This is a genomic window from Sinorhizobium chiapasense, assembly GCF_036488675.1.
GTDB lineage: Bacteria > Pseudomonadota > Alphaproteobacteria > Rhizobiales > Rhizobiaceae > Sinorhizobium > Sinorhizobium chiapasense.
Window position 1 is genome coordinate 397933 of record NZ_CP133152.1, and the last position, 19542, is coordinate 417474.

20 protein-coding genes are annotated in these 19542 nt (G+C 60.8%); 16 read left to right on the forward strand and 4 right to left on the reverse strand.

Features of this window, described 5'->3' with window-relative positions:
• Positions 1-60 precede the first annotated feature (60 nt).
• The 5 genes from RB548_RS26565 (at position 61) to RB548_RS26585 (ending at position 5625) form a co-directional block, all read left to right on the forward strand.
• The gene (locus RB548_RS26565; protein ID WP_331376750.1) at positions 61-1377 is read left to right on the forward strand and encodes an ABC transporter substrate-binding protein; all 1317 of its coding nucleotides are present in this window, start codon (positions 61-63) and stop codon (positions 1375-1377) included.
• Positions 1378-1473: 96 nt separating this feature from the next.
• The gene (locus RB548_RS26570) at positions 1474-2406 is read left to right on the forward strand and encodes a carbohydrate ABC transporter permease (protein WP_331376751.1); all 933 of its coding nucleotides are present in this window, start codon (positions 1474-1476) and stop codon (positions 2404-2406) included.
• Between the two features lie 10 nt (positions 2407-2416).
• Positions 2417-3316 carry a carbohydrate ABC transporter permease gene (locus RB548_RS26575; RefSeq protein WP_331376752.1) on the forward strand — a complete coding sequence of 300 codons (900 nt, stop codon included), beginning with the start codon at positions 2417-2419 and terminating at the stop codon, positions 3314-3316.
• Between the two features lie 237 nt (positions 3317-3553).
• Positions 3554-3709, forward strand: coding sequence for a hypothetical protein (locus tag RB548_RS26580; protein ID WP_331377197.1), 156 nt, complete (start codon positions 3554-3556; stop codon positions 3707-3709).
• Positions 3710-4554: 845 nt separating this feature from the next.
• Complete coding sequence (locus tag RB548_RS26585; protein ID WP_331376753.1) at positions 4555-5625, forward strand: capsular polysaccharide export protein, LipB/KpsS family; 1071 nt, start codon at positions 4555-4557, stop codon at positions 5623-5625.
• A gap of 33 nt (positions 5626-5658) precedes the next feature.
• Here RB548_RS26585 and RB548_RS26590 read toward each other — a convergent pair whose 3' ends face one another.
• From RB548_RS26590 to RB548_RS26600, 3 genes are all read right to left on the reverse strand, one after another.
• Positions 5659-5802: a hypothetical protein gene (locus tag RB548_RS26590; protein WP_331376754.1), complete on the reverse strand. Its 144-nt coding sequence runs from the start codon at positions 5800-5802 to the stop codon at positions 5659-5661.
• Positions 5803-5892: 90 nt separating this feature from the next.
• Positions 5893-6972, reverse strand: a complete 1080-nt coding sequence (locus tag RB548_RS26595; RefSeq protein WP_331376755.1) for an ROK family protein — start codon at positions 6970-6972, stop codon at positions 5893-5895.
• Positions 6973-7252: 280 nt separating this feature from the next.
• Positions 7253-7987: a FadR/GntR family transcriptional regulator gene (locus RB548_RS26600; protein WP_331376756.1), complete on the reverse strand. Its 735-nt coding sequence runs from the start codon at positions 7985-7987 to the stop codon at positions 7253-7255.
• A 128-nt stretch (positions 7988-8115) separates the two neighbouring features.
• Between RB548_RS26600 and RB548_RS26605 the strand changes: the two genes are divergently transcribed.
• The 7 genes from RB548_RS26605 (at position 8116) to otsA (ending at position 14667) form a co-directional block, all read left to right on the forward strand.
• Positions 8116-9108: an ABC transporter substrate-binding protein gene (locus RB548_RS26605; protein ID WP_331376757.1), complete on the forward strand. Its 993-nt coding sequence runs from the start codon at positions 8116-8118 to the stop codon at positions 9106-9108.
• The gene (locus RB548_RS26610; RefSeq protein WP_331376758.1) at positions 9101-9976 is read left to right on the forward strand and encodes an ABC transporter permease; all 876 of its coding nucleotides are present in this window, start codon (positions 9101-9103) and stop codon (positions 9974-9976) included. Before RB548_RS26605 ends, RB548_RS26610 begins: the two co-directional genes overlap by 8 nt.
• Positions 9973-10776, forward strand: coding sequence for an ABC transporter ATP-binding protein (locus RB548_RS26615; protein WP_331376759.1), 804 nt, complete (start codon positions 9973-9975; stop codon positions 10774-10776). The genes RB548_RS26610 and RB548_RS26615 overlap by 4 nt, the downstream gene beginning before the upstream one ends.
• Before the next feature lie 8 nt (positions 10777-10784).
• Entirely contained in the window at positions 10785-11540 is a 756-nt protein-coding gene (locus tag RB548_RS26620; RefSeq protein WP_331376760.1) for an ABC transporter permease, read from the forward strand.
• Between the two features lie 39 nt (positions 11541-11579).
• A complete protein-coding gene (locus tag RB548_RS26625) occupies positions 11580-12263 on the forward strand; it encodes a fumarylacetoacetate hydrolase family protein (protein WP_331376761.1) in 684 nt (227 codons plus the stop codon).
• 109 nt (positions 12264-12372) lie between these two features.
• On the forward strand, positions 12373-13170 hold the full coding sequence (otsB, locus tag RB548_RS26630; protein ID WP_331376762.1) for a trehalose-phosphatase: 798 nt from the start codon (positions 12373-12375) through the stop codon (positions 13168-13170).
• 45 nt (positions 13171-13215) lie between these two features.
• A complete protein-coding gene (gene otsA, locus RB548_RS26635) occupies positions 13216-14667 on the forward strand; it encodes an alpha,alpha-trehalose-phosphate synthase (UDP-forming) (RefSeq protein ID WP_331376763.1) in 1452 nt (483 codons plus the stop codon).
• Positions 14668-14724: 57 nt separating this feature from the next.
• On the opposite strand, the gene RB548_RS26640 is transcribed toward otsA, so the two are convergent.
• Positions 14725-15756, reverse strand: a complete 1032-nt coding sequence (locus RB548_RS26640; RefSeq protein WP_331376764.1) for a LacI family DNA-binding transcriptional regulator — start codon at positions 15754-15756, stop codon at positions 14725-14727.
• A 158-nt stretch (positions 15757-15914) separates the two neighbouring features.
• Between RB548_RS26640 and RB548_RS26645 the strand changes: the two genes are divergently transcribed.
• Genes RB548_RS26645 through RB548_RS26660 form a run of 4 tightly spaced genes read left to right on the forward strand, consistent with a single transcriptional unit; the run spans position 15915 to position 19513 of the window.
• Positions 15915-17006, forward strand: a complete 1092-nt coding sequence (locus RB548_RS26645; RefSeq protein ID WP_331376765.1) for a fatty acid desaturase family protein — start codon at positions 15915-15917, stop codon at positions 17004-17006.
• A gap of 50 nt (positions 17007-17056) precedes the next feature.
• On the forward strand, positions 17057-17374 hold the full coding sequence (locus RB548_RS26650) for a MocE family 2Fe-2S type ferredoxin (protein ID WP_331376766.1): 318 nt from the start codon (positions 17057-17059) through the stop codon (positions 17372-17374).
• Positions 17375-17417: 43 nt separating this feature from the next.
• Positions 17418-18644: an NAD(P)/FAD-dependent oxidoreductase gene (locus RB548_RS26655; protein WP_331376767.1), complete on the forward strand. Its 1227-nt coding sequence runs from the start codon at positions 17418-17420 to the stop codon at positions 18642-18644.
• 47 nt (positions 18645-18691) lie between these two features.
• A complete protein-coding gene (locus RB548_RS26660; RefSeq protein ID WP_331376768.1) occupies positions 18692-19513 on the forward strand; it encodes a 3-methyl-2-oxobutanoate hydroxymethyltransferase in 822 nt (273 codons plus the stop codon).
• Positions 19514-19542: the final 29 nt, after the last annotated feature.

The following is a 19542-nucleotide window of genomic DNA, read 5'->3' on the forward strand; positions in this document are numbered from 1 at the left end:
TCGCCAAGCGGGACGGTGAATGCCGGGAAGGATCTGCTCCCGCTTTTCAGGAGGAGTATTATGCCAATAAAGAGACGTGACTTCCTTGCAGCCTCGGCCGCCCTTGCCGGTGTGGCGGGCCTTTCGCCGCTCGGCATCCGCCCGTCCTTCGCGCAGGCCGCCGAGCCGAGCTACAAACCGGAGGAAGGCGCAAGCCTTCGGCTTCTGCGCTGGACGCCGTTCGTCAAGGGCGACGAGGATGCCTGGCTTGCCAATACCGCGAAGTTCACCGAGGCAACCGGTGTTCAGGTGCGCATCGACAAGGAAAGCTGGGAAGATATTCGCCCGAAGGCTGCGGTCGCCGCGAATGTCGGGTCGGGTCCGGACATGGTGATGTGCTGGTTCGACGATGCACATCAATACCCGGACAAGCTCGTCGACGTCACCGAGCTGGCCAACTATCTCGGCAACAAATATGGCGGTTGGTATGACGGCCTGAAGGGTTACGCGACCCACGACGACAAGTTCATCGCCATGCCGCTGACGGCGATCGGCAACGCCGTCTGCTACCGCGACAGCCACATGAAGGCGGCGGGCTTCAGCGAATTCCCCAAGGACACCGCAGGATTCCTCGAACTTTGCAAGGCGCTGAAAGCCAAGGGAACGCCGGCCGGCTTCCCGCACGGTAAGGCGGTCGGCGACGGCAACAATTATGCCCACTGGCTGCTCTGGAGCCATGGCGGCAAAATGGTGGACGAGTCTGGCAAGGTCACCATCAACAGCCCCGAGACATTGGCCGCGATCAACTACGCAAAGCAGCTCTACGAGACCTTCATTCCGGGAACCGAAAGTTGGCTCGACATCAACAACAACCGCGCCTTCCTTGCGGGCCAGGTGTCGCTGACGGCCAATGGCGTTTCGCTCTACTATGCGTCCAAGAAGGATCCGGCGCTCGCCGAGCTGGCAGCCGACATCCGCACCACCAATTTCCCGGTCGGTCCGGTCGGCCAGAGCGTCGAGCTCCACCAGACGAGTTCGCTGCTGCTTTTCAACCACACCAAATATCCGGAAGCGGCCAAGGCCTACATCAAGTTCATGATGGAGGCCGACCAGATGAACGCCTGGATCCAGGGTTCGAGCGCCTATTGCTGCCAGCCGCTGAAGGCCTTCGCCGACAACCCGGTCTGGACGGCCGATCCGATCCACGCGCCCTATGCGCGCGCTTCGGAAACATTGCGTCCGAACGGCTATGCCGGGCCGCTCGGCTATGCCTCCGCCGGCGTCATGGCCGACTATGTGCTGGTCGACATGTTTGCCACAGCCGTGACCGGGCAGATGACGCCGGAAGACGCTGTCACCGAGGCCGAACGGCGGGCAAACCGTTACTATCGCGTCTAACCCTATCGGGCGGCTCTTGATCGAGCCGCCCGAAGCCGGGATGGCGCCGGCAAATCTTGCCGGCGTAAACTGCGAGATCACCCGCGGAGAAGTTCGATGCCCACTGTACCGTCCGGAAAGCCGCCATCCTTCATGGCTTCGCTCATGCAGAACAACAACGTGCTCGGCTTCCTGTTCATGTTGCCCGCCGCGGTGTTCCTGGTGTGCTTCCTCACCTATCCTCTCGGGCTCGGCGTCTGGCTCGGGTTCACCGACACGCGCATCGGCCGCGACGGCATCTTCATCGGTCTCGAGAACTATATCTTCCTTGCCGAGGACGCGGTCTTCTGGCTTTCGGTCTTCAACACGCTGCTCTACACCTCGGTCGCCTCGATCCTGAAGTTCGTGCTTGGCCTGTGGCTGGCCCTGCTGCTCAACGAAAACCTGCCGTTCAAGTCCTTCTTCCGGGCGATCGTGCTGCTTCCCTGGGTTGTGCCGACCGTGCTTTCGGCACTTGCCTTCTGGTGGATCTACGATTCGCAGTTCTCGATCATCTCCTGGTCGCTGATGGAGCTCGGGCTCATCGACGGACCGATCAACTTCCTCGGTGATCCGACCAATGCGCGGATTTCGGTGATCGTTGCCAATGTCTGGCGTGGCATTCCATTCGTCGCCATCTCGCTGCTCGCCGGGCTGCAGACGATCCCCGCATCACTGCAGGAGGCGGCCTCGCTCGACGGCGCGACCAACTGGCAGCGCTTCCGCTACGTGACCCTGCCGATGCTGACGCCGATCATCGCCGTCGTCATGACCTTTTCGGTGCTCTTCACCTTTACCGATTTTCAGCTGATCTACGTGCTGACCAAGGGCGGTCCGGTGAACGCCACCCATCTGATGGCGACGCTTTCTTTCCAGCGCGGCATCCCGGGCGGTCAGCTTGGCGAAGGGGCGGCGATCGCCGTCGCCATGATCCCCTTCCTGCTTGCCGCGATCATGTTCAGCTTCTTCGGACTGCAGCGCCGCAAATGGCAGCAGGGCGGCCAGGATTAGGAGTTTTCCCTTGAACACCACCACGAAAATCCCGGACGACGTCCTTACCGACCACGCGGAGGGCATGAGCTATCTCAACCGGCTGCCGCGCCGGATCGTCGTGCTCTACCTGCCGATGGCAGTCTTCGTCTTCGTCCTGCTATTCCCGTTCTACTGGATGGCAATCACCGCCGTGAAGCCGAATGCACAGCTGACCGACTACACCAATTTCAGCCCGTTCTGGGTCGTCGGACCGACGCTCGACCACATCAAGTATCTGTTCTTCGAGACGTCCTATCCGGGCTGGCTGTGGAACACGATGCTGGTTGCCGTCGGCTCCACGATCCTGTCGCTCGCAGCCTCGGTCTTCGCAGCTTACGCGATCGAGCGCGTGCGCTTCACCGGCTCGCGGCCGGTCGGGCTGATGATCTTCCTCGCCTACCTCGTACCGCCGTCGATCCTCTTCATCCCGCTCGCTTTCATTGTGTTCAAGTTCGGGATCTACGATTCCAGGCTGGCGCTGATCTTCACCTATCCGACCTTCCTCATCCCATTCTGCACTTGGCTGCTGATGGGCTATTTCCGCTCGATTCCTTTCGAGCTGGAAGAGAGCGCGCTCGTGGACGGTGCGACGCGCTGGCAGATCCTCGTCAAGATCATCCTACCGCTCGCCGTGCCCGGGCTGATATCGGCGGGCATCTTCGCCTTCACGCTCTCCTGGAACGAATTCATCTATGCGCTGACATTCATCCAGTCGTCGGAGAACAAGACCGTACCCGTCGGCGTGTTGACCGAGCTCGTGCGAGGCGATGTGTTCGAATGGGGCGCACTGATGGCGGGTGCACTGTTCGGCTCACTGCCGGTCGTCATCCTCTACTCCTTCTTCGTCGACTATTACGTTTCGTCGATGACGGGGGCGGTGAAGGAATAGCGCGTGCCAGCGTCCTTTGTCGGCCATTTCTCTAAACGGGGACAACCGAGAAGAAGCGCGGTCGAGTGGGGAGACGAGGGAAGGGTTGGGCGAGGCCTGCAGCGATTTTAAAGATCGACGGCGCAGGCCCCTGACCGTCAGCTTTTCCAAACGGCTGGACAGAAATTTACCACCAGAGCGGGAAAACGGCCATTCGCCAAAACGGCTTACCACCGATGTGCGAGCGATCGCACCCAAATGGATGCGCCGCTTTTCGCGACCAATCCGACGGGGCGGCGCGTGCCGACAATTTTCAGTCGTCAGTGCGTGCTTCCCATCCACTCGGCCGCGGCGATTGCCGAGCCGAGCAAAATGACCGGCAGCAATAACGCACCGAAGAACCTGATCATCTGAATGCGGCGCGAACGCCTGTCATGCCGATCGTGAACCACCTTTTCAGCCCCTGGCTGCATGGCAAGAACAGTTCCGGCGCTATGAAAACATCATTGGAGTTGGACGGTCGAGTCCCCAAGGTAACACCGGTCGGCCACCAGGCTTCTTGCCGCGCGGGAAGCCGCCCGAGCAAGAGACTCCGAACACGAACGTATCGCCGCGGCGGCCACCAAGGTCATTAGGGATTGATGAAGCCGAGAGGGCGGTCACCAAGCCGAGAAGGCCACCATGACTACTGCGGCCCAAAATAACGCTGACAATTCAGCCGCTAACAGAAACCCGAAAGTGGTGTCGCTCATGTGATCCTCCTCTGGCAACCTCCATTACCAGGGGAAACTATAGGGGGCTACGGCCGGTTCCGCTACAAAATAAGACGTACCCCTCCATTGGATCACGTGAGCAGCGAGTAAATTAGAACGCCGACAGAACCCCAGAAGCCAACCAATACCAGCGACATCGCCACAACGAAGATCTTAGTCACAACAAAAACTCCACCACCTTTTCACAGGCTAGCAAGACTACCGCAGCACTAAAAACTGGGTATCGGCACTTAGTCCGAGAGGCATAGGACTATGGTCTGACGTTGGAGGGCGCCGGCCAGAAATCTAACGCGCGGAAGCTCTTGGCCCGTTTTTTGCGATCCCTGCCGCCGGTTTAAGTCAGAAAGCCGATTCGGTCGTAAAAGTCTGCAAACGTTCACCTGGCAGGCCGATCAAGGCCATTGCGTTTTCGCGTCCAAACTGGTTCTTGAACGTACAGTGAGAAAGCGATCGGCGCCGAAGCCTCCCGGAGATGGGGTGCCGGAGATGAGGTGCCCCGAAAATGAGGTACTTGTGCTAAAAGCCACGGACAGCTTGCCTGGCGCGACCGACAAGAGCTGGTACCCGCCGGAAGGAACCACGCTCGGCGCGACATTCTTTGTCCGCAGCGCGTTTCCATGGCTCGGTCACTATTTTGGCGGAATTGCTCTCGGCTCTACTCTCTCTCCCGGGATCGACGGAATAGTCTCCTGGGGCGGACGCATTCCGGCAAAAAGTGCCATGGCCGCTGCTCGCTTGCGGCGATTGCCGCATTGGCACCTCGAAGACGGTTTCCTGCGCTCCGTCGGCCTTGGCAAGGATGGAGCCGCGCCCGTCTCGATCATCGTGGACGACCGCGCGCTTCCAGTCGACGGCGGCAGGGCGTCGCGCCTGGAACTACTGATCGCGGCCGCGGCCAATGGGGGCTGCGACAGCCTTGGAGAGCGCATCCGTGAACGGATGATCGAGCACAAGCTGTCGAAATACAACAACCTGCCGCACAAACCGCCGTCGATCGAACAGAGCACCCGGAGACGTATTCTGCTTGTGGACCAGGTCTTCGGTGACGTCTCGGTGGAGCGTGCACTCGGGAGCCGTCGCTCCTTCGACAGGATGCTCGACGATGCCTTGGCAAGCGGCGCGCAGTGCGTCGTGCGCACCCATCCGGACGTTATGGCCGGCTACCGAAAAGGCTATATGACCGAGCGCGCGGCAAGGACAGCCGGTGTCGTTCTGCTTGCCGACCGCGTGTCGGTCGCTTCGATTCTCGACGTCGTCGACGAGGTCTGGACCGTTTCGAGCCAGGTCGGATTCGATGCCTTGCTGCGAAAGATACCCGTGCGCTGCTACGCCGTACCGTTCTACGCGGGATGGGGACTGACGGATGATCGGGCGAGCGGCGCCGCCGACGCCGCCTTGACACGGCGCGCCAGCGCGAGACCCTCCGTCGATCAACTCACGGCAGCAACGCTGGGGCTCTATCCCACCTATCGCAATCCGAAAGACTGGCGGCCGATGGACGTGTTCGCGGCGATCGATTTCCTGGTCGCTGAAGTTGAGGCTGCTCGCCGCGCTTGACGGTGGCCGGTCCGTCAACGACTGGAAGCGTCTTCAGTTCTCTTCCACCGAAACACCATCCTGGCCTATCCTGATCTCGATGCCCGGCTTGTTTTCTTCGCGGTAGACGTAGATGCCGAGCCCGATCGCAACGACAGCAAGAACTGCGATAATGAGATAGAGCCCGTTCCGGTTCATCGTGCCATCCTTCCCATGATCGGGGTGTGCTCTCGCCCGTCGGGAGGCTACCGCCCTCGGGCGAACGCGCGATTTTATTGCAGCCGTAGCTCAATCGGCATCGCGTTCGCGCTTGTTGGTGAAGTGGGCGTTGCCGAGGCCCGTGCCAATCGTCAGAATTCCCCAACCGGAGACGTCCAGCATGAAAGATACCTGCGAAAGGCCCTGCACGACGGCGTCGTTGTGCATGATCACGAAGGTCTCATGCTCGCCGATTTGCGGAATGGCCTCCTTGATCGCGGCGGGCAGGTTGAAGTGCTCGCTTTCCCAATTACCGCCTGGCAGGTTCTGACCGCCGCGCGCGATCGATCCATCGACGTCGATCACGCCGGGACAGGCGACGCCAATCACGGGGGCCGGCGAGAGCCGCGCCTTGTCTGCCTTGGCAATAAGTCTTTCGACCATCGTGATGAGACGCGCAGTCGCGGTGGTCCGACTGGGCTTGTCGTCGGCATGTCGCCAAATATCGGACTTCCAGACCTTGGCCTTTGAGAGGTCAGTGCCTTCCTTCTGGCGCATCTCGACTATGCCCACGCGAATATTGGTGCCGCCGATATCAATGGCCAGGATCGCCTTGTGCCCCTTTAGCATCCAGGGCGGGATGAGGTGAGCCGCGCCGATAAGCCCCGCATCGTCCGGATGGTGGACGATCGGCGTGAGTTCTATCTTGATGCCTTTGGCCTTTAGCAGCACCATCGCACGGGCAATTGCAAGCTCGCCGACGACGCGCTCTCTGAAGCCGCCGCCCACCACGACACGTTCGGTTTTCTTCCAGCTCTTCTGGTCCAGCAATTTGGCGAGAACAGCGGCGAGCTCCTCGGCGAAATCGTCGACCGCTCCCATGACCATGGCGGCTGCCTCCTTGTCGTCGCCAACGAGAAGGGCATCGACCTGCTTTTTCGACAGCTCGCTGGTCGGCGTCTTCCCGAGCGGATCGTCGCCACCCCGGCGAACTCGCTTGCGCCAGGCCTCGAGCTTTTCCTGAAAAGCATATTTGTTGGCCTTGTCGCCCAGAAAGCCGTCGGAGCTTCGCAATTCGATATTGTAACCATCGACCGTGACCGACGGCAGATCCTCGCCACCATGCGTGAGGAGGGCGCCGTTTGACTTCTCGTTCGCGGATCTGCTCACGCAACCTCCCGTATGCCGCTTCACCTGAACTGATCCGAGACCGGAGTGAGGGATATAACGTGAGCGGCGCGGCGATGTTCCGTGAGGCACCAAGTCCCGAGAGAAGTCGATGGAGACGCAGAGGCTGAAGCGTCCGCCAGGCGACGGGGCGCGGATGATCTCGACCGTGGCGCACGTAAGGTGTGGCAGCCGGATAAAACCGGACTTTCACCGAATCGACATTTGCTTGACCTGATCCACGATTGCGGATGGCTTGGTCCGGCACTGGGCCGAGCCCAAGCTACTCGGCGATGTCACGGCGGCCCAGCAGCCGCGCCTGGACGCGCTGCAGATGCAGCCGCATGCCGCTTGCGGCGGCAGCAAGATTACGTTCCTCGATCGCATCCACGATGGCGTCGTGATCGGCAAAGCTGTGGTGATCGGCGGGAGGGCGTGGAAGATCGTCCCGAAGCCGGCCCCATACCACCGTCCGGCGCACAGCGTTGATCGTGTCGAAGACAGCCAGGAGCAAGGCGTTTCTCGATGCTTGGGCAATGGTCCGATGGAGCCGGTTGTCCCAATTCTCATACTGGCGCCATGTCTCCGCCATGCGGGCGCTTGAGGCGCAATGCCTTAGGGCTCGGACGTCGTCCGCTGTGGCGTGAAGCGCCGCCTCCCGGGCCAGCTCTGGTTCGATGACAAGGCGGGCATGCATCACCTCGGCGGGGCTCGTCTGGTTGGCGATGTTGGCAACGGATGACAGGTCGCCCGCCGGACGAGCTCCGATGAAGGTGCCCTTGCCGACATGACGCCAAAGTTCGCCCTGGTCTTCCAGGATTGCGAGCGCCTTGCGCAGGTCGCCACGCGAAACCCCCAGAATTTCCGCCAGTTCGCGCTCCGGCGGAAGCCGCGTCGTCGGCGGAAACTTCGCTTGCGCCAGATATGCGCGAAGCTGCACGAGCGCGCTTTGCCCGCCGCCCAGATCGGTTTCTGCTGCGGTCGCCAAGTGCAGTCTGTCCTCGGTAAACACCGTCATATAAATCCAGCTTCCATCCTGATCAATGCTCCCTTATATCGTGACCAATCGCACATTGGCAACGGATTGGTTGACACTGAGATGTGTTGGGCACACAGTGCTGAGAATGAAATAAAGGGAGGAAACCGATGACACTGTGGAGCAGGATAGCGGGCGCCGTCGTTGCCGGCGCTGTCATGGTGATCAGCCTGGGCGCGCTTGAGACGGCCGCGGCGCAGGAAAAGGTTCGCGTCGCCCTGGGTGATGTCGTTTCAGTCGAGACTCTCGCCTTCCTCATCGCGCTCGAGCGCGCCAAGGAAAAGGGACTAGACTGCGAGCTGACCTCCTTTGCAGAAGAGGAATTGGCGATCCAGGCGATCGTCGGCGGTCAGGCGGATGTCGGCATAGGCACACCCTATTCCATCATTCAGAAGACGAAGGTGCCGTTGCGGAATATCTTCCAGGTTTCTACTCTGGTCTTCTTCCCTGTGGTCTCGACCGAGTACAAGACCTGGAAGGATCTTGATGGCGAATCCTTTGCCTTTCACGCTCGCGGAACAGCCACCGAAGCTTATGGAAATGTGATCGCAGCGAGGGAGGGGATCACATTCGGGCAGCGCTCCTATGTGCCGGGATCGGAAAACCGGGTCGTCGCCATGCTGAATGGAACCATCAAGGCGACGATCGTCGATCTGTCGAACAAGAACCTGCTCCTCAAGCAGGCGCCCGACCGCTTCCACGTTCTTCCCGGGATTGAGGAGAGGGTCTCCGACGAGATTCTGTTCGCGAACGAAAATTGGATAAAGGATCATTCAGACGCAGCGACCATCCTGACGCAAGAGCTTCTTACGCTCTGGCGGGAAATGAATGCGGATCCAGCCGTCATCGAGAAAGAAAGGGCGGCCAGAAAGCTCCTCTCCGATCAGCCGGCAGAAGTGCTTGCCGAGGTCGACAGCTACTACAAGGAGGGGGTCGAAGCAGGACTTTGGAACCCGGAGGGAGCAAGCGAGAAGATCGCCAAGGATGACTTCGCCTTTTACACTTCTTCCGGACAACTGGAAGGTCCGGCCGAAAATCTGAAGATTGAGGAATTCTGGGACTTCGGCCCGATCGAAGCGGCAAAGGCGAAGATCGGTGGCTGAGCATCGAATGGGGGTCGAGGCCGAGCCTCAGGGCCTTCGCTTCTCTCGCATCTTTCCCTTTCAGGCTTCGGGGAAAGCGCTGCGGGAGAAACGCCCAAACGCGGTCGCTTCCTTCGCCACACATCACCTCACGCTCAGCTTTCTCTCGGCCGCCGCTCTTTGCGGCGCCTGGGAATGGGCCGGGCTGGTTCCGATCAGTCCTGCCTTCCCGACCTTTCGCGAAACTATGGCCGCCTTGTGGTCGATAAGCGCGGACGGTTCGCTCGCTGCGGCGTATGCCGTGACGCTCCAGCCGCTTGCGCTCGGGCTCGTCATCTCGATGGCCCTCGGCGTGGGTCTCGGTGTCGCCATGGGCCTCAGTCCGAAGACCGAATGGCTCGTGTCGCCGATTTTCGTTGTGGCGCAGTCGGCTCCGCTGGCTGCCCTTATCCCCCTGATTGTCTTCGCCTACGGCATCGGCATCACGTCGAAGACGATCGTCGTCTGTATAATGGCGATGCCGGTCATCGTCCTGAATTCGTTTGCCGCGGTCCGCCATACCCCGAAATCACTCATCGAGATGGGCGAATCCTTTCTTGCAACCCGGCCCAAGGTGATCACCCAGATCATCCTGCCGGCGGCGAGCCCCGTCATTTTCGCGGGTCTCCGTCTTGGCTGCGCATCGGGCTTTATCGGTGCAGTGCTGGGCGAGTTGCTGATCACGCCGACCGGCGTCGGCGACCTGATCACCTATAGCCGCTCCATTGCCGATTATCCGACGATGTACGCCGCGATCCTTTCGATCATGGCGTTCTCCGTGCTCTTCATCGAGGTGCTCGGACGCGTCGAAGTCACGATCTTCAGACCGGAAAAGCGAGCCGTCTCATGACCGCGACGGCACACCATTTCTTTGCCGACCCCTCCCCGGTCACCGATTGTGCGGTCAGCGTTCTCAATGTCGGCAAAATCTATGCCGAGGCGGTCACGGCACTTGAGAATATCAACGTCGATTTTCCGCGCGGCCAACTCACCTCCCTGCTGGGTCCATCAGGGTGTGGAAAGACGACGCTGCTCAAGATCATCGCGGGGCTTCTGCCGCCATCCTCAGGCGAAGTGCTTGTCGATGATCGTCCCGTAGCCGGCCCCGGGCCGGAACGCGCCTTTGTCTTCCAGGATTTCGCTTTGCTGCCCTGGGCAAATGTGCTGCGCAACGTCGCCTTTGGCCTCAAAATGCGCGGCATCGCAAGAGGCGAACGCGAGGAGATCGCCCGAAGCTATATCGCCCAGGTCGGCCTTGCCGGGTTCGAAGCGCGCTATCCGCACGAGCTTTCCGGCGGTATGCGCCAGCGCGTCGGCCTCGCGCGGGCACTGGCGGTGAACGCAGATGTTCTGCTGATGGACGAGCCGTTCTCGGCCGTTGACGAACAGACCCGGCGAAAATTCCAGGAGGATCTTCTCACCCTCATCGCCAGGGAGAAAAAGACCTTTATCTTCGTTACGCATTCCATCGAGGAGGCGGTCTATGTCTCGGACCGGATCGTGCTCCTGTCGCCGCGACCGGGCAGGATCGCGCAGATCATCGAGCCGGCGATTGAGCGCGGCGGCGATCCAGACGCGATCCGGCGCCACCCCGTCTATCTTGATACGGTGGATGCCATCTGGCAGTCGCTGAAGACCTATCTCGAATGAGGCGTGCCATGATCGCTTTTGGGCATCGCATTCCTATGACCGGTTCTCTCCTCCTCTGGGGGCTCGTTTGGGAACTCGTCGGTCAGCTCAAGCTCACGATCCTGCTGCCGCCGCTCTCCCGCGTCGTCGTGCGGGCCTTCGAGATTGTGCCGACGGAGACGTTTCTTTCAGCCTTCGGAGTGACGGCCTCCGCCTTTGTGGCCGGAAACCTGATCGCGGTCCTGGTGGGCGTGCCGCTCGGCATCCTGATGGGCAGTTCGGTTGTGGCCGACCGAATCTTTCTGCCTTGGGTCAACCTGTTTCTCTCGGCACCCCTGACGGCCCTCGTCCCAGTGATCATGGTGCTTTTCGGGCTTGGCCAGACGACGATCATCCTCACGGTCGTCCTCTTTGCCATCTGGATCATCGTGCTCGACACGCGGGCGGGCGTGCGTTCGATCTCTCCTTCGCTCATCGAAATGGCAGCAAGCTTCGGCGCCGGCCGCTGGCAGACGTTTCGCCAGATTTGCGTTTGGGCGGCGCTCCCCGAGATCCTGGCGGGAGTTCGGCTCGGCGTTATCCGCTCGGTAAAGGGCGTCATCATCGGTCAGCTTCTTGTATCCATCGTCGGCTTCGGCGCACTGTTCAGGCTCTATGGCTCGCGGTTTCTCATGGAGCACTTCTGGGCGGTTCTCATCGTTCTCTTCGCGCTGGCCTTCGTGCTTGCCGAGGCCTTCGCCTGGCTTGAACGCCGTGTCGAATTCTACGCCGCAACCCGCGGCTGACTCGATCTCGATCCTATGCAAAGAAAGGGTACTTCCTCCATGTCCTACGCCTTCAGGCCCGCCGCGGTGACTGCTCTCCCGATCACGAATACATTGGACTTGTTCCCACTCCGACGTGTCTATTGCGTGGGTCGGAACTATGCCGACCACGCGAAGGAGATGGGTCATGACCCTGACCGCGAACCTCCCTTCTTTTTTCAGAAGAACCCGGACAATCTGGTCCTCGACGGCGAATTTCCCTATCCGAGCCGGACATCGGACGTGCATCACGAGATCGAGCTCGTCGTTTGTCTCGGCAAGGGCGGCGAGAATATTCCGGTCGACCGGGCGCTGTCGCACGTTTACGGCTATGCGATCGGTTTGGACATGACGAGGCGCGATCTGCAAAGCGAGGCGAAGAAAATGGGCAGGCCCTGGGAGGTCGCCAAGGCGTTCGAGAAGTCCGCGCCCGTATCGCCGATCGTCAGGGCAAGCGAGATCGGGCATTTGGAAGCGGGCGCTATCTGGTTGAAGGTCAACGGCGAGCTGCGCCAAAACGGCGATCTGAACCAGATGATCTGGAAGGTGCCGGAGGCGATCTCGTATCTCTCAGGGCTTTTTCAGCTGGCCCCGGGCGACATCATCATGACCGGAACACCTGCCGGCGTCGGTCCGGTCAACCGTGGCGACCGCCTTGAAGGCCATGTCGACGGGTTGGGGGAACTCACAGTGATAGTCGTCTGAGAGCGTCGTCGGGATATCGCCTCGCGCGCCTGTTCGCTTGGACGGCAAATATCCGCTTCATGGAAACTCAGGGTTGGCCGATCGCGGACTGTGACATAAGTATGGGGGCATGTCACATCGGAAGCAGTTTCTCAGCGCCTCGAAACCGGACGCGGTTTCAGCAGAGGACTTCATTCTCGCCGCTCTCTCAACGGATCTGCAAGGCTGGGCCCTGTTCCTCGATATCGATGGTACGTTGCTTGACCTAGCCGAAACGCCGGACGCAGTAGCCGTTCCGCCTTCGCTGCCCGGGAACCTCGATGCCTTGTCGAGAAAACTCGAAGGTGCTCTGGCACTCGTGACTGGTCGTGGTCTCGACTATGTCGATCAGCTTTTCTCTCCATTCTTTTTTCCAATCGCAGGTCTTCATGGTGCCGAGCGCCGCGATTCGGACGGCCGTGTGCACAAAGCCGCCGAAACGGCGGAATTTGAGCGGCTGAAGGCCGATCTTGTCGCCGATACAGCCAACTGGCCTGGGGTTCTGATCGAGGACAAGGGAGCCGCAGTCGCCGCGCACTACCGGCTTGCTCCGGACAGAAAACTCCAACTTGAGCTGCTGATCGAGCGGGCGTTGATCCGGGCAGGGCCAAGCTGGACGATCCAGCATGGCAAGATGGTGATCGAAATCCGTCCGGCCCGCGCCGACAAGGGCGAGGCAGTCGCCGCGTTTCTGGCGCAGCCAGCTTTTGCGGGAAGACGTGCGATCGCCATCGGCGATGACGTGACCGACGAAGCGATGTTTCGCACGGTCAACCGGCTCGGCGGCTACTCGATCCGCGTCGGATCTCCGTGGCCTGCGAGCGAGGCGCTCGGCTCCGTCCCCTCTGCCAAGGCCCTGCGCGGCATCATCGCTGCGTTGGTCGCGTGAATATTTGAGCACCTGACATATTTTATTCCATGAAAGGAGTTCGGGATGAGCCGTCTCGTCGTTGTTTCCAATCGCGTACCTGTTCCGGACAAGGGTGGTATTGCGCCCGCCGGTGGGCTGGCGGTTGCGCTGAAAGTCGCCCTCGAAGAGCATGGCGGCTTATGGATGGGCTGGTCGGGGAAGTCGAGTGGAGAGCACGAGCCGCAAACGCTTGCACAACTGCATCAGGGCAACATCACCTATGCACTGACGGATCTGACCGACACCGATGTCGAGGAATATTACCAAGGCTTCGCCAATCGGGTTCTTTGGCCGATCTGCCACTACCGGCTTGATCTCGCCGAGTACGGTCGCAAGGAAATGGCCGGGTATTTCCGCGTCAACCGCTTCTTCGCCCACCGGCTTGCCCCGCTTGTCAAACCCGATGACGTCATATGGGTGCATGACTACCACTTGATCCCGCTCGCGGCAGAGCTGCGCGAGATGGGCTTGAAGAACCGCATCGGTTTCTTCCTCCACATTCCCTGGCCGCCCGCTGACGTGCTCTTCACGATGCCCGTTCATGAAGAGATCATGCGTGGCCTGTCCCACTACGACGTCGTCGGCTTTCAGACCGACCATGACCTCGAGAACTTCGCCGGCTGTCTCAGGCGGGAAGGCATCGGTGACGAACTTGGCGGAGGTCGCTACAGCGCCTATGGTCGCGTATTCAAGGGCGATGCCTATGCAATTGGTATTGAGACTGCGGCCTTTGCCGAATTCGCCAAGAAGGCATCGACCAACAAGACGGTCAAAAGAACGCGTGAAAGCATTGGAAACCGCAGCCTGATCATCGGCGTCGATCGCCTCGATTATTCCAAGGGGATCACGCAGCGCATCGATGCGTTTGAGCGCTTCATCCTGGACAATCCGGCCCAGCATGGGCATGTGACCTATCTACAAATCACGCCGAAGTCCCGCTCCGAAGTGCCGGAATACGAATCCATGCAACGCATGGTTGCCGAACAGGCCGGCAGGGTGAACGGCGCTCTCGGTGCCGTCGATTGGGTGCCGATACGCTATATCAACCGTTCGATCGGCCGCCACATTCTTGCTGGGCTTTACCGGCTTGGCAAAGTTGGCCTCGTGACCCCGCTTCGAGATGGGATGAACCTCGTCGCAAAGGAATATGTGGCCGCGCAGGATCCGGACGATCCCGGCGTGCTTCTGCTTTCGCGTTTCGCCGGAGCTGCTCGCAAGCTGAACGGCGCGCTGCTCGTCAACCCGTACGACATAGAGGGCACCGCGAACGCCATGGCGCGGGCGCTGAGCATGCCGCTGGAAGAACGGAAGCAGCGCTGGAAGACGATGATGGATCACCTGCTGGAACACGACGTTACGCGCTGGTGCCAGGATTTTCTCGATGATCTGACGGGGAGACCAAATCAGCCTGGAGAGCACTCAAATGGAGGGCAGGCTGCGTATTCCGCCAAAACCGGGATAGAAGCGAGCGACTAAATACGCGCTCTCGCAGGTCGTACTTCATCCTTGAAATTCACCGGCCCGTCGACAGAATCAGATATTCTCCGGTGTGAAGATGTCGAAAGGCAGGAAGGTCTGTCCCGGCACGCCGGCCGCGCCTCGATCGATCGCCCCGATCATCAGACTGATGGTTTCTCGCACGAGTGCGGGAACAGGCGTCGCGATCGCCATCGTGATCGCCTCGTCGGCGAGCGCTGCGCGTGACTCCGGTGTGAATTCGTTGACGACGACCAGCAGCTTGCGCTCGAGCTTTTCCTCTCGGATCGCCGAAATCGCCCCCTCCATCCCGCCGCCGCAGACATAAAAGCCGATGAGGTCCGGGTGGCGCCGCAGCAGATCGAGTGTCGCCTCGTGGGTGATTTCGGCCGTATCGAGGTTGACCATCGTGTCGAGCACTTCGAATTCGGGCGCGTTCTCGCGAAAATAGGAGCGAAAGGCGATTTCGCGCAGTTCATGCCCGTGGAAGCGGTGGCTGCCGACGAAGGCCGCGACCTTTCCGGGGCGCTTGGCTGCCTTGCCGATCATCCAGGCCGCGGTTCGCCCAACCTTGTGGTTGTTCAGGCCGACATAGCCCTCACGCACCCCGGCTGCGAAATCGGAAAGCAGCGAGAAGACCGGAATGCCACGCTCCTTCAGTTCTTCGATCACCGCGGTGACGGCCGGATAGTCCGGTGCGACAAGCGCGATCGCCTGATTGCGCGCCGCCATCGCCTTCAGCTTTTCGGTGACGCCGGCCGGGGTCGAGTTGGCAACGAAGTCCACCTGAGGGAGTGCGCGAACGTGGGTCAGCGACAGTGCCGTGTTCTCGATCTCTTTCGCAACGGCCTGATAGAAGGATTGCTGCGGCTTTTGCAGGAGAAAGCCGAGACGATATTGCGGAAGGTCCTCGAACACGCGTTGGCGAAGCAGGCCGACGGCGTGATAGCCGATCGTCTTGGCTGCGTCATAAACCCTTCTCGCCGTTTCCTCTCGCACCGGATGACGCCCGTTCAGGACGCGATCGACCGTGGCAACGCTCACGCCCGCCGCCTGTGCAAGATCCGCGATCGTTGGCCTCCTCGTCATGAGCTTCCTCCCTGAAATTATCCTCTCAAGCATGACGTCGATGTCATGATGGAATTTGATAGAATATATCATGACTGCATTGAGAATTGTCAAAAGTCAACATACCCTTCTCTCATCGAATTTGAGGCGCAGTCGGGAGTGCGCTTCGGGAGGGCGAGATGACGACGGTTGCCACGAAAAGAGATTACAGCCTGCTCGGGCGCGACGCCGCCGCGGCAGTCGCCAATGGCCTTTCCGCGGCGGAGTGGTATCACACCGATATTCCGCGCAAACAGATGAAGGAATTGATGAAACGCGAGGATGGCCCGGCTATCCGCGACACCTTCCTCTGGCTAGGCAGCATGGTGCTTGTCGGCGGGCTCGGCATTTATTTCTGGGGCACGTGGATGGCCGTGCCGTTTTTCCTCGCCTACGGCGTGCTCTACGGCTCGGCCTCCGACAGCCGCTGGCACGAATGCGGCCATGGCACCGCGTTCAAGACGATGTGGATGAATGATGTCGTCTATCAGATCGCCTGTTTCATGATCATGCGCAATCCGGTGACCTGGCGCTGGAGTCATACCCGCCACCACACCGATACGGTCATCGTCGGCCGCGACCCGGAAATCGCGGTCATGCGCCCGCCGGACCTCCTGCGCCTCATTCTCAACTTCTTCGGCATCATCGACGTCTGGCATGCCGTCATCGACATGGTGCGAAACGCCTTCGGCGTGATCAGCGCCGCCGAAAACACCTTCATTCCCGAGATGGAGCAGCCGAAGGCGATCCTGGTCGCCCGCACCTGGCTGGCGATCCATGTCGCGACGATCGCCCTGTCGGTCTATCTCGGGTCCATTCTGCCCTTGATGCTGATCGGGCTACCCCGCCTTTATGGCGCCTGGCATCACGTGTTGACGGGCCTGCTGCAGCACGGCGGGCTTGCCGACAACGTCACCGACCACCGGCTGAACAGCCGCACGGTCCATATGAACCCGGTGAGCCGTTTCATCTATTGGAACATGAACTATCACGTCGAACATCACATGTTCCCGATGGTGCCGTATCACGCGCTGCCGAAGCTGCATGAAATGATCAAGCACGACCTGCCGGCGCCGAACCCGTCCATGCTTCACGGCTATCGCGAAATGATCCCTGCCTTCCTCAGGCAGCTCAAGAACGAGGACTATTTCCTGAGGCGCGAATTGCCGCCGACGGCAAAACCCTATCGCGAAGAGTTCCACAACGATCGGGTCATTCACGCCGCCGAGTGAGCGTGGGAAGCGACTTCTATCAAGAACCTTGCATTGAATGGAGGAAACCCATGAGCTCGAACTGGGTCGAGGTCTGTGCGGCCGATGAGATCGATGAGGAAGACGTTATCCGTTTCGATCACGAGGGGCGAACCTTCGCCGTTTACCGTAGTCCCGATGACGAATATTTCGCGACCGATGGGCTCTGCACCCATGAGCACATTCATCTCGCCGACGGTCTGGTGATGGACGACATCATCGAATGTCCGAAGCACAACGGTCGCTTTAACTACAAGACCGGCCAGGCCAGGGGCGCCCCCGTCTGCGTCAACCTCCGGACCTATCCGGTGAAGGTTGAGGCCGGCAGCGTCTTCATCGCGATTTCCTGAAGACATTTGCCTTAGCGCCGAACCGGCGGAGGGAGGAGAAGGCATGACACATATCGTCATCGTCGGCGCCGGCGAGTGTGGCGCGCGGGTAGCGTTTGCGCTGAGAGAAAAGGGTTTCGACGGCGAGGTCACGCTGATCGGCGCCGAACCGCATCTTCCCTACGAGCGCCCGCCGCTTTCGAAGGACGGCCTTGCAGCCCCCATGCCCCCGAAATATGTGGCGGCGGCAGAGCGCTATCAGGAGGCCGGGATATCGGTGCTGACAGATACCCCCGTCGACAAGATCGATCGTGAGGGTAAGGCGGTGCGGCTGTCGGACGGCCGATCGATCCGTTACGACCGGCTGCTGCTTGCGACCGGCGCGCGGCCGCGGGCCTTTCCAGGCGCTGCGGAAAACTCCGAGCGGATCCGAATGCTGAGGACGCACGCCGACGCGCTGTCGATCCGCCAAGCGCTTGCACCGGGCCGAAAGATCGCCGTCATCGGCGGCGGCTTCATCGGCCTCGAACTGGCAGCAACGGCGCGTAAGCTGGGCGCCGAGGTCACTCTTGTCGAAGGGATGCCACGGTTGCTCACTCGTGGTGTGCCGGAAGAGATCGCCACCGTCGTTGCCGAAAGGCATCGGCATGAAGGCGTTGAAATCATCTGTAGTGCGAAGATTGCGGCGCTCGAGGATGGCGGATGCGAGGCGCGTGTCCTCTTTGCCGATGGCGGCAGTGTTTCCGCTGATCTGGTCGTCGTCGGCATCGGCGCAATACCCAACACGGAACTGGCGGAAGCGGCCGGCCTTGCGATCGACAATGGTATTGCCGTCGACGAGACGCTGCGGACGTCGGATCCCTACATCTACGCCGCCGGCGACTGCTGCTCTTTCCCGCTGTCGCATTACGGCGGGCGTCGGGTGCGGCTCGAGGCGTGGCGCAACGCCCAGGACCAGGGAACGCTGGTCGCCGCCAATCTGATCGGCGGGACCGAGCCCGTCTCCAGCGTGCCGTGGTTCTGGTCGGATCAATACGACCTGACGCTGCAGATCGCCGGCCTTGCCGACGGTGCGGCCGCGACGGTTCGGCGCGACATGGAGGAGGGGGCGTTCATTCTCTTTCATTTGGATGACGAAGGCCGGTTGATCGCCGCAAGCGGTATCGGTCCCGGCAATGCCGTTGCCCGCGACATCCGACTTGCCGAAATGCTGATCGCTGCCAGCAGCCGGCCGGACCGGCAAGCGCTCGCTTCTCCGGACATCAAGCTCAGGAAGCTGCTGGCGGCGTGAAAGCCGCCAGCACAACCATTCATCACTGCATTCCCAGGGAGATCTCGATGAGACATCGCCGCCCGACTGTTGCCGATCTTTTGTCGATGAAGGGCCAGAGGCAGCTTACGATGCTGCGCGTCGTCACGCTTGAAGAGGCGGAAGCCGCGGAAAGGGCCGGCATCGACCTCGTCTCGGTTCCTCCCGCGCTGCTCGGCCCTGAATTCAGGGAGGCAGCCCCCTCCGTCTTCGCCTTCCCGGGCCTCGAATATGGCGACCATGTCACGGCCGACGACTATATCCGCGCCGCCTTCAAGGCGCTGAAGGCAGGCGGTGATGCCGTCTACTGCGCCGCGAGCCTTTCGACCGTCCGACGCATGCGCGACGAGGGCATTCCCGTTTGCGGCCATGTCGGGCTCATCCCCTCCAAGGCGACCTGGACCGGTGGCTTCCGCGCCGTCGGCAAAACGGCGGAAAGCGCGCTTGAGGTCTGGCGGCAGGTGAAGGCGCTCGAGGAGGCCGGAGCATTCGCGGCCGAGATCGAGGTCGTTCCGGCAGAGGTGGCGACGGCGATCTCGAAGCGGAGCTCGCTGTTGATGCTTTCCATGGGCGCTGGCGCCGGATGCGATGCGCAATATCTTTTCGCGGAAGACGTACTCGGTCAAAATCGAGGTCATTACCCTCGCCACGCGAAGGTCTACCGCAATTTTGCCGCCGAATATGACAGGCTGCAGCAGGAGCGCACCGCGGCCTTCCGCGAATATGCCGAGGACGTCCGTTCCGGTGCCCATCCGGAAAAGGCGCATATGGTTGGCATCGAGCCGCGGGAGTTGGAGGAATTCCTCGGCAAGCTCGATGCGCAGGAGGAGACGTCCTTCCGCGCAAGGTGACAGCGACAGCGCCGTTTCAGACGCAAAAC

Coding starts and splice junctions, on each gene's coding strand:
- RB548_RS26565 (WP_331376750.1), top strand. CDS start 61: ATGCCAATAAAGAGACGTGACTTCCTTGCAGCCTCGGCCGCCCTTGCC.
- RB548_RS26570 (WP_331376751.1), top strand. CDS start 1,474: ATGCCCACTGTACCGTCCGGAAAGCCGCCATCCTTCATGGCTTCGCTC.
- RB548_RS26580 (WP_331377197.1), top strand. CDS start 3,554: ATGGATGCGCCGCTTTTCGCGACCAATCCGACGGGGCGGCGCGTGCCG.
- RB548_RS26585 (WP_331376753.1), top strand. CDS start 4,555: ATGAGGTGCCCCGAAAATGAGGTACTTGTGCTAAAAGCCACGGACAGC.
- RB548_RS26590 (WP_331376754.1), bottom strand. CDS start 5,802: ATGAACCGGAACGGGCTCTATCTCATTATCGCAGTTCTTGCTGTCGTT.
- RB548_RS26600 (WP_331376756.1), bottom strand. CDS start 7,987: ATGACGGTGTTTACCGAGGACAGACTGCACTTGGCGACCGCAGCAGAA.
- RB548_RS26605 (WP_331376757.1), top strand. CDS start 8,116: ATGACACTGTGGAGCAGGATAGCGGGCGCCGTCGTTGCCGGCGCTGTC.
- RB548_RS26615 (WP_331376759.1), top strand. CDS start 9,973: ATGACCGCGACGGCACACCATTTCTTTGCCGACCCCTCCCCGGTCACC.
- RB548_RS26620 (WP_331376760.1), top strand. CDS start 10,785: ATGATCGCTTTTGGGCATCGCATTCCTATGACCGGTTCTCTCCTCCTC.
- RB548_RS26625 (WP_331376761.1), top strand. CDS start 11,580: ATGTCCTACGCCTTCAGGCCCGCCGCGGTGACTGCTCTCCCGATCACG.
- otsB (WP_331376762.1), top strand. CDS start 12,373: ATGTCACATCGGAAGCAGTTTCTCAGCGCCTCGAAACCGGACGCGGTT.
- otsA (WP_331376763.1), top strand. CDS start 13,216: ATGAGCCGTCTCGTCGTTGTTTCCAATCGCGTACCTGTTCCGGACAAG.
- RB548_RS26640 (WP_331376764.1), bottom strand. CDS start 15,756: ATGACGAGGAGGCCAACGATCGCGGATCTTGCACAGGCGGCGGGCGTG.
- RB548_RS26645 (WP_331376765.1), top strand. CDS start 15,915: ATGACGACGGTTGCCACGAAAAGAGATTACAGCCTGCTCGGGCGCGAC.
- RB548_RS26650 (WP_331376766.1), top strand. CDS start 17,057: ATGAGCTCGAACTGGGTCGAGGTCTGTGCGGCCGATGAGATCGATGAG.
- RB548_RS26655 (WP_331376767.1), top strand. CDS start 17,418: ATGACACATATCGTCATCGTCGGCGCCGGCGAGTGTGGCGCGCGGGTA.
- RB548_RS26660 (WP_331376768.1), top strand. CDS start 18,692: ATGAGACATCGCCGCCCGACTGTTGCCGATCTTTTGTCGATGAAGGGC.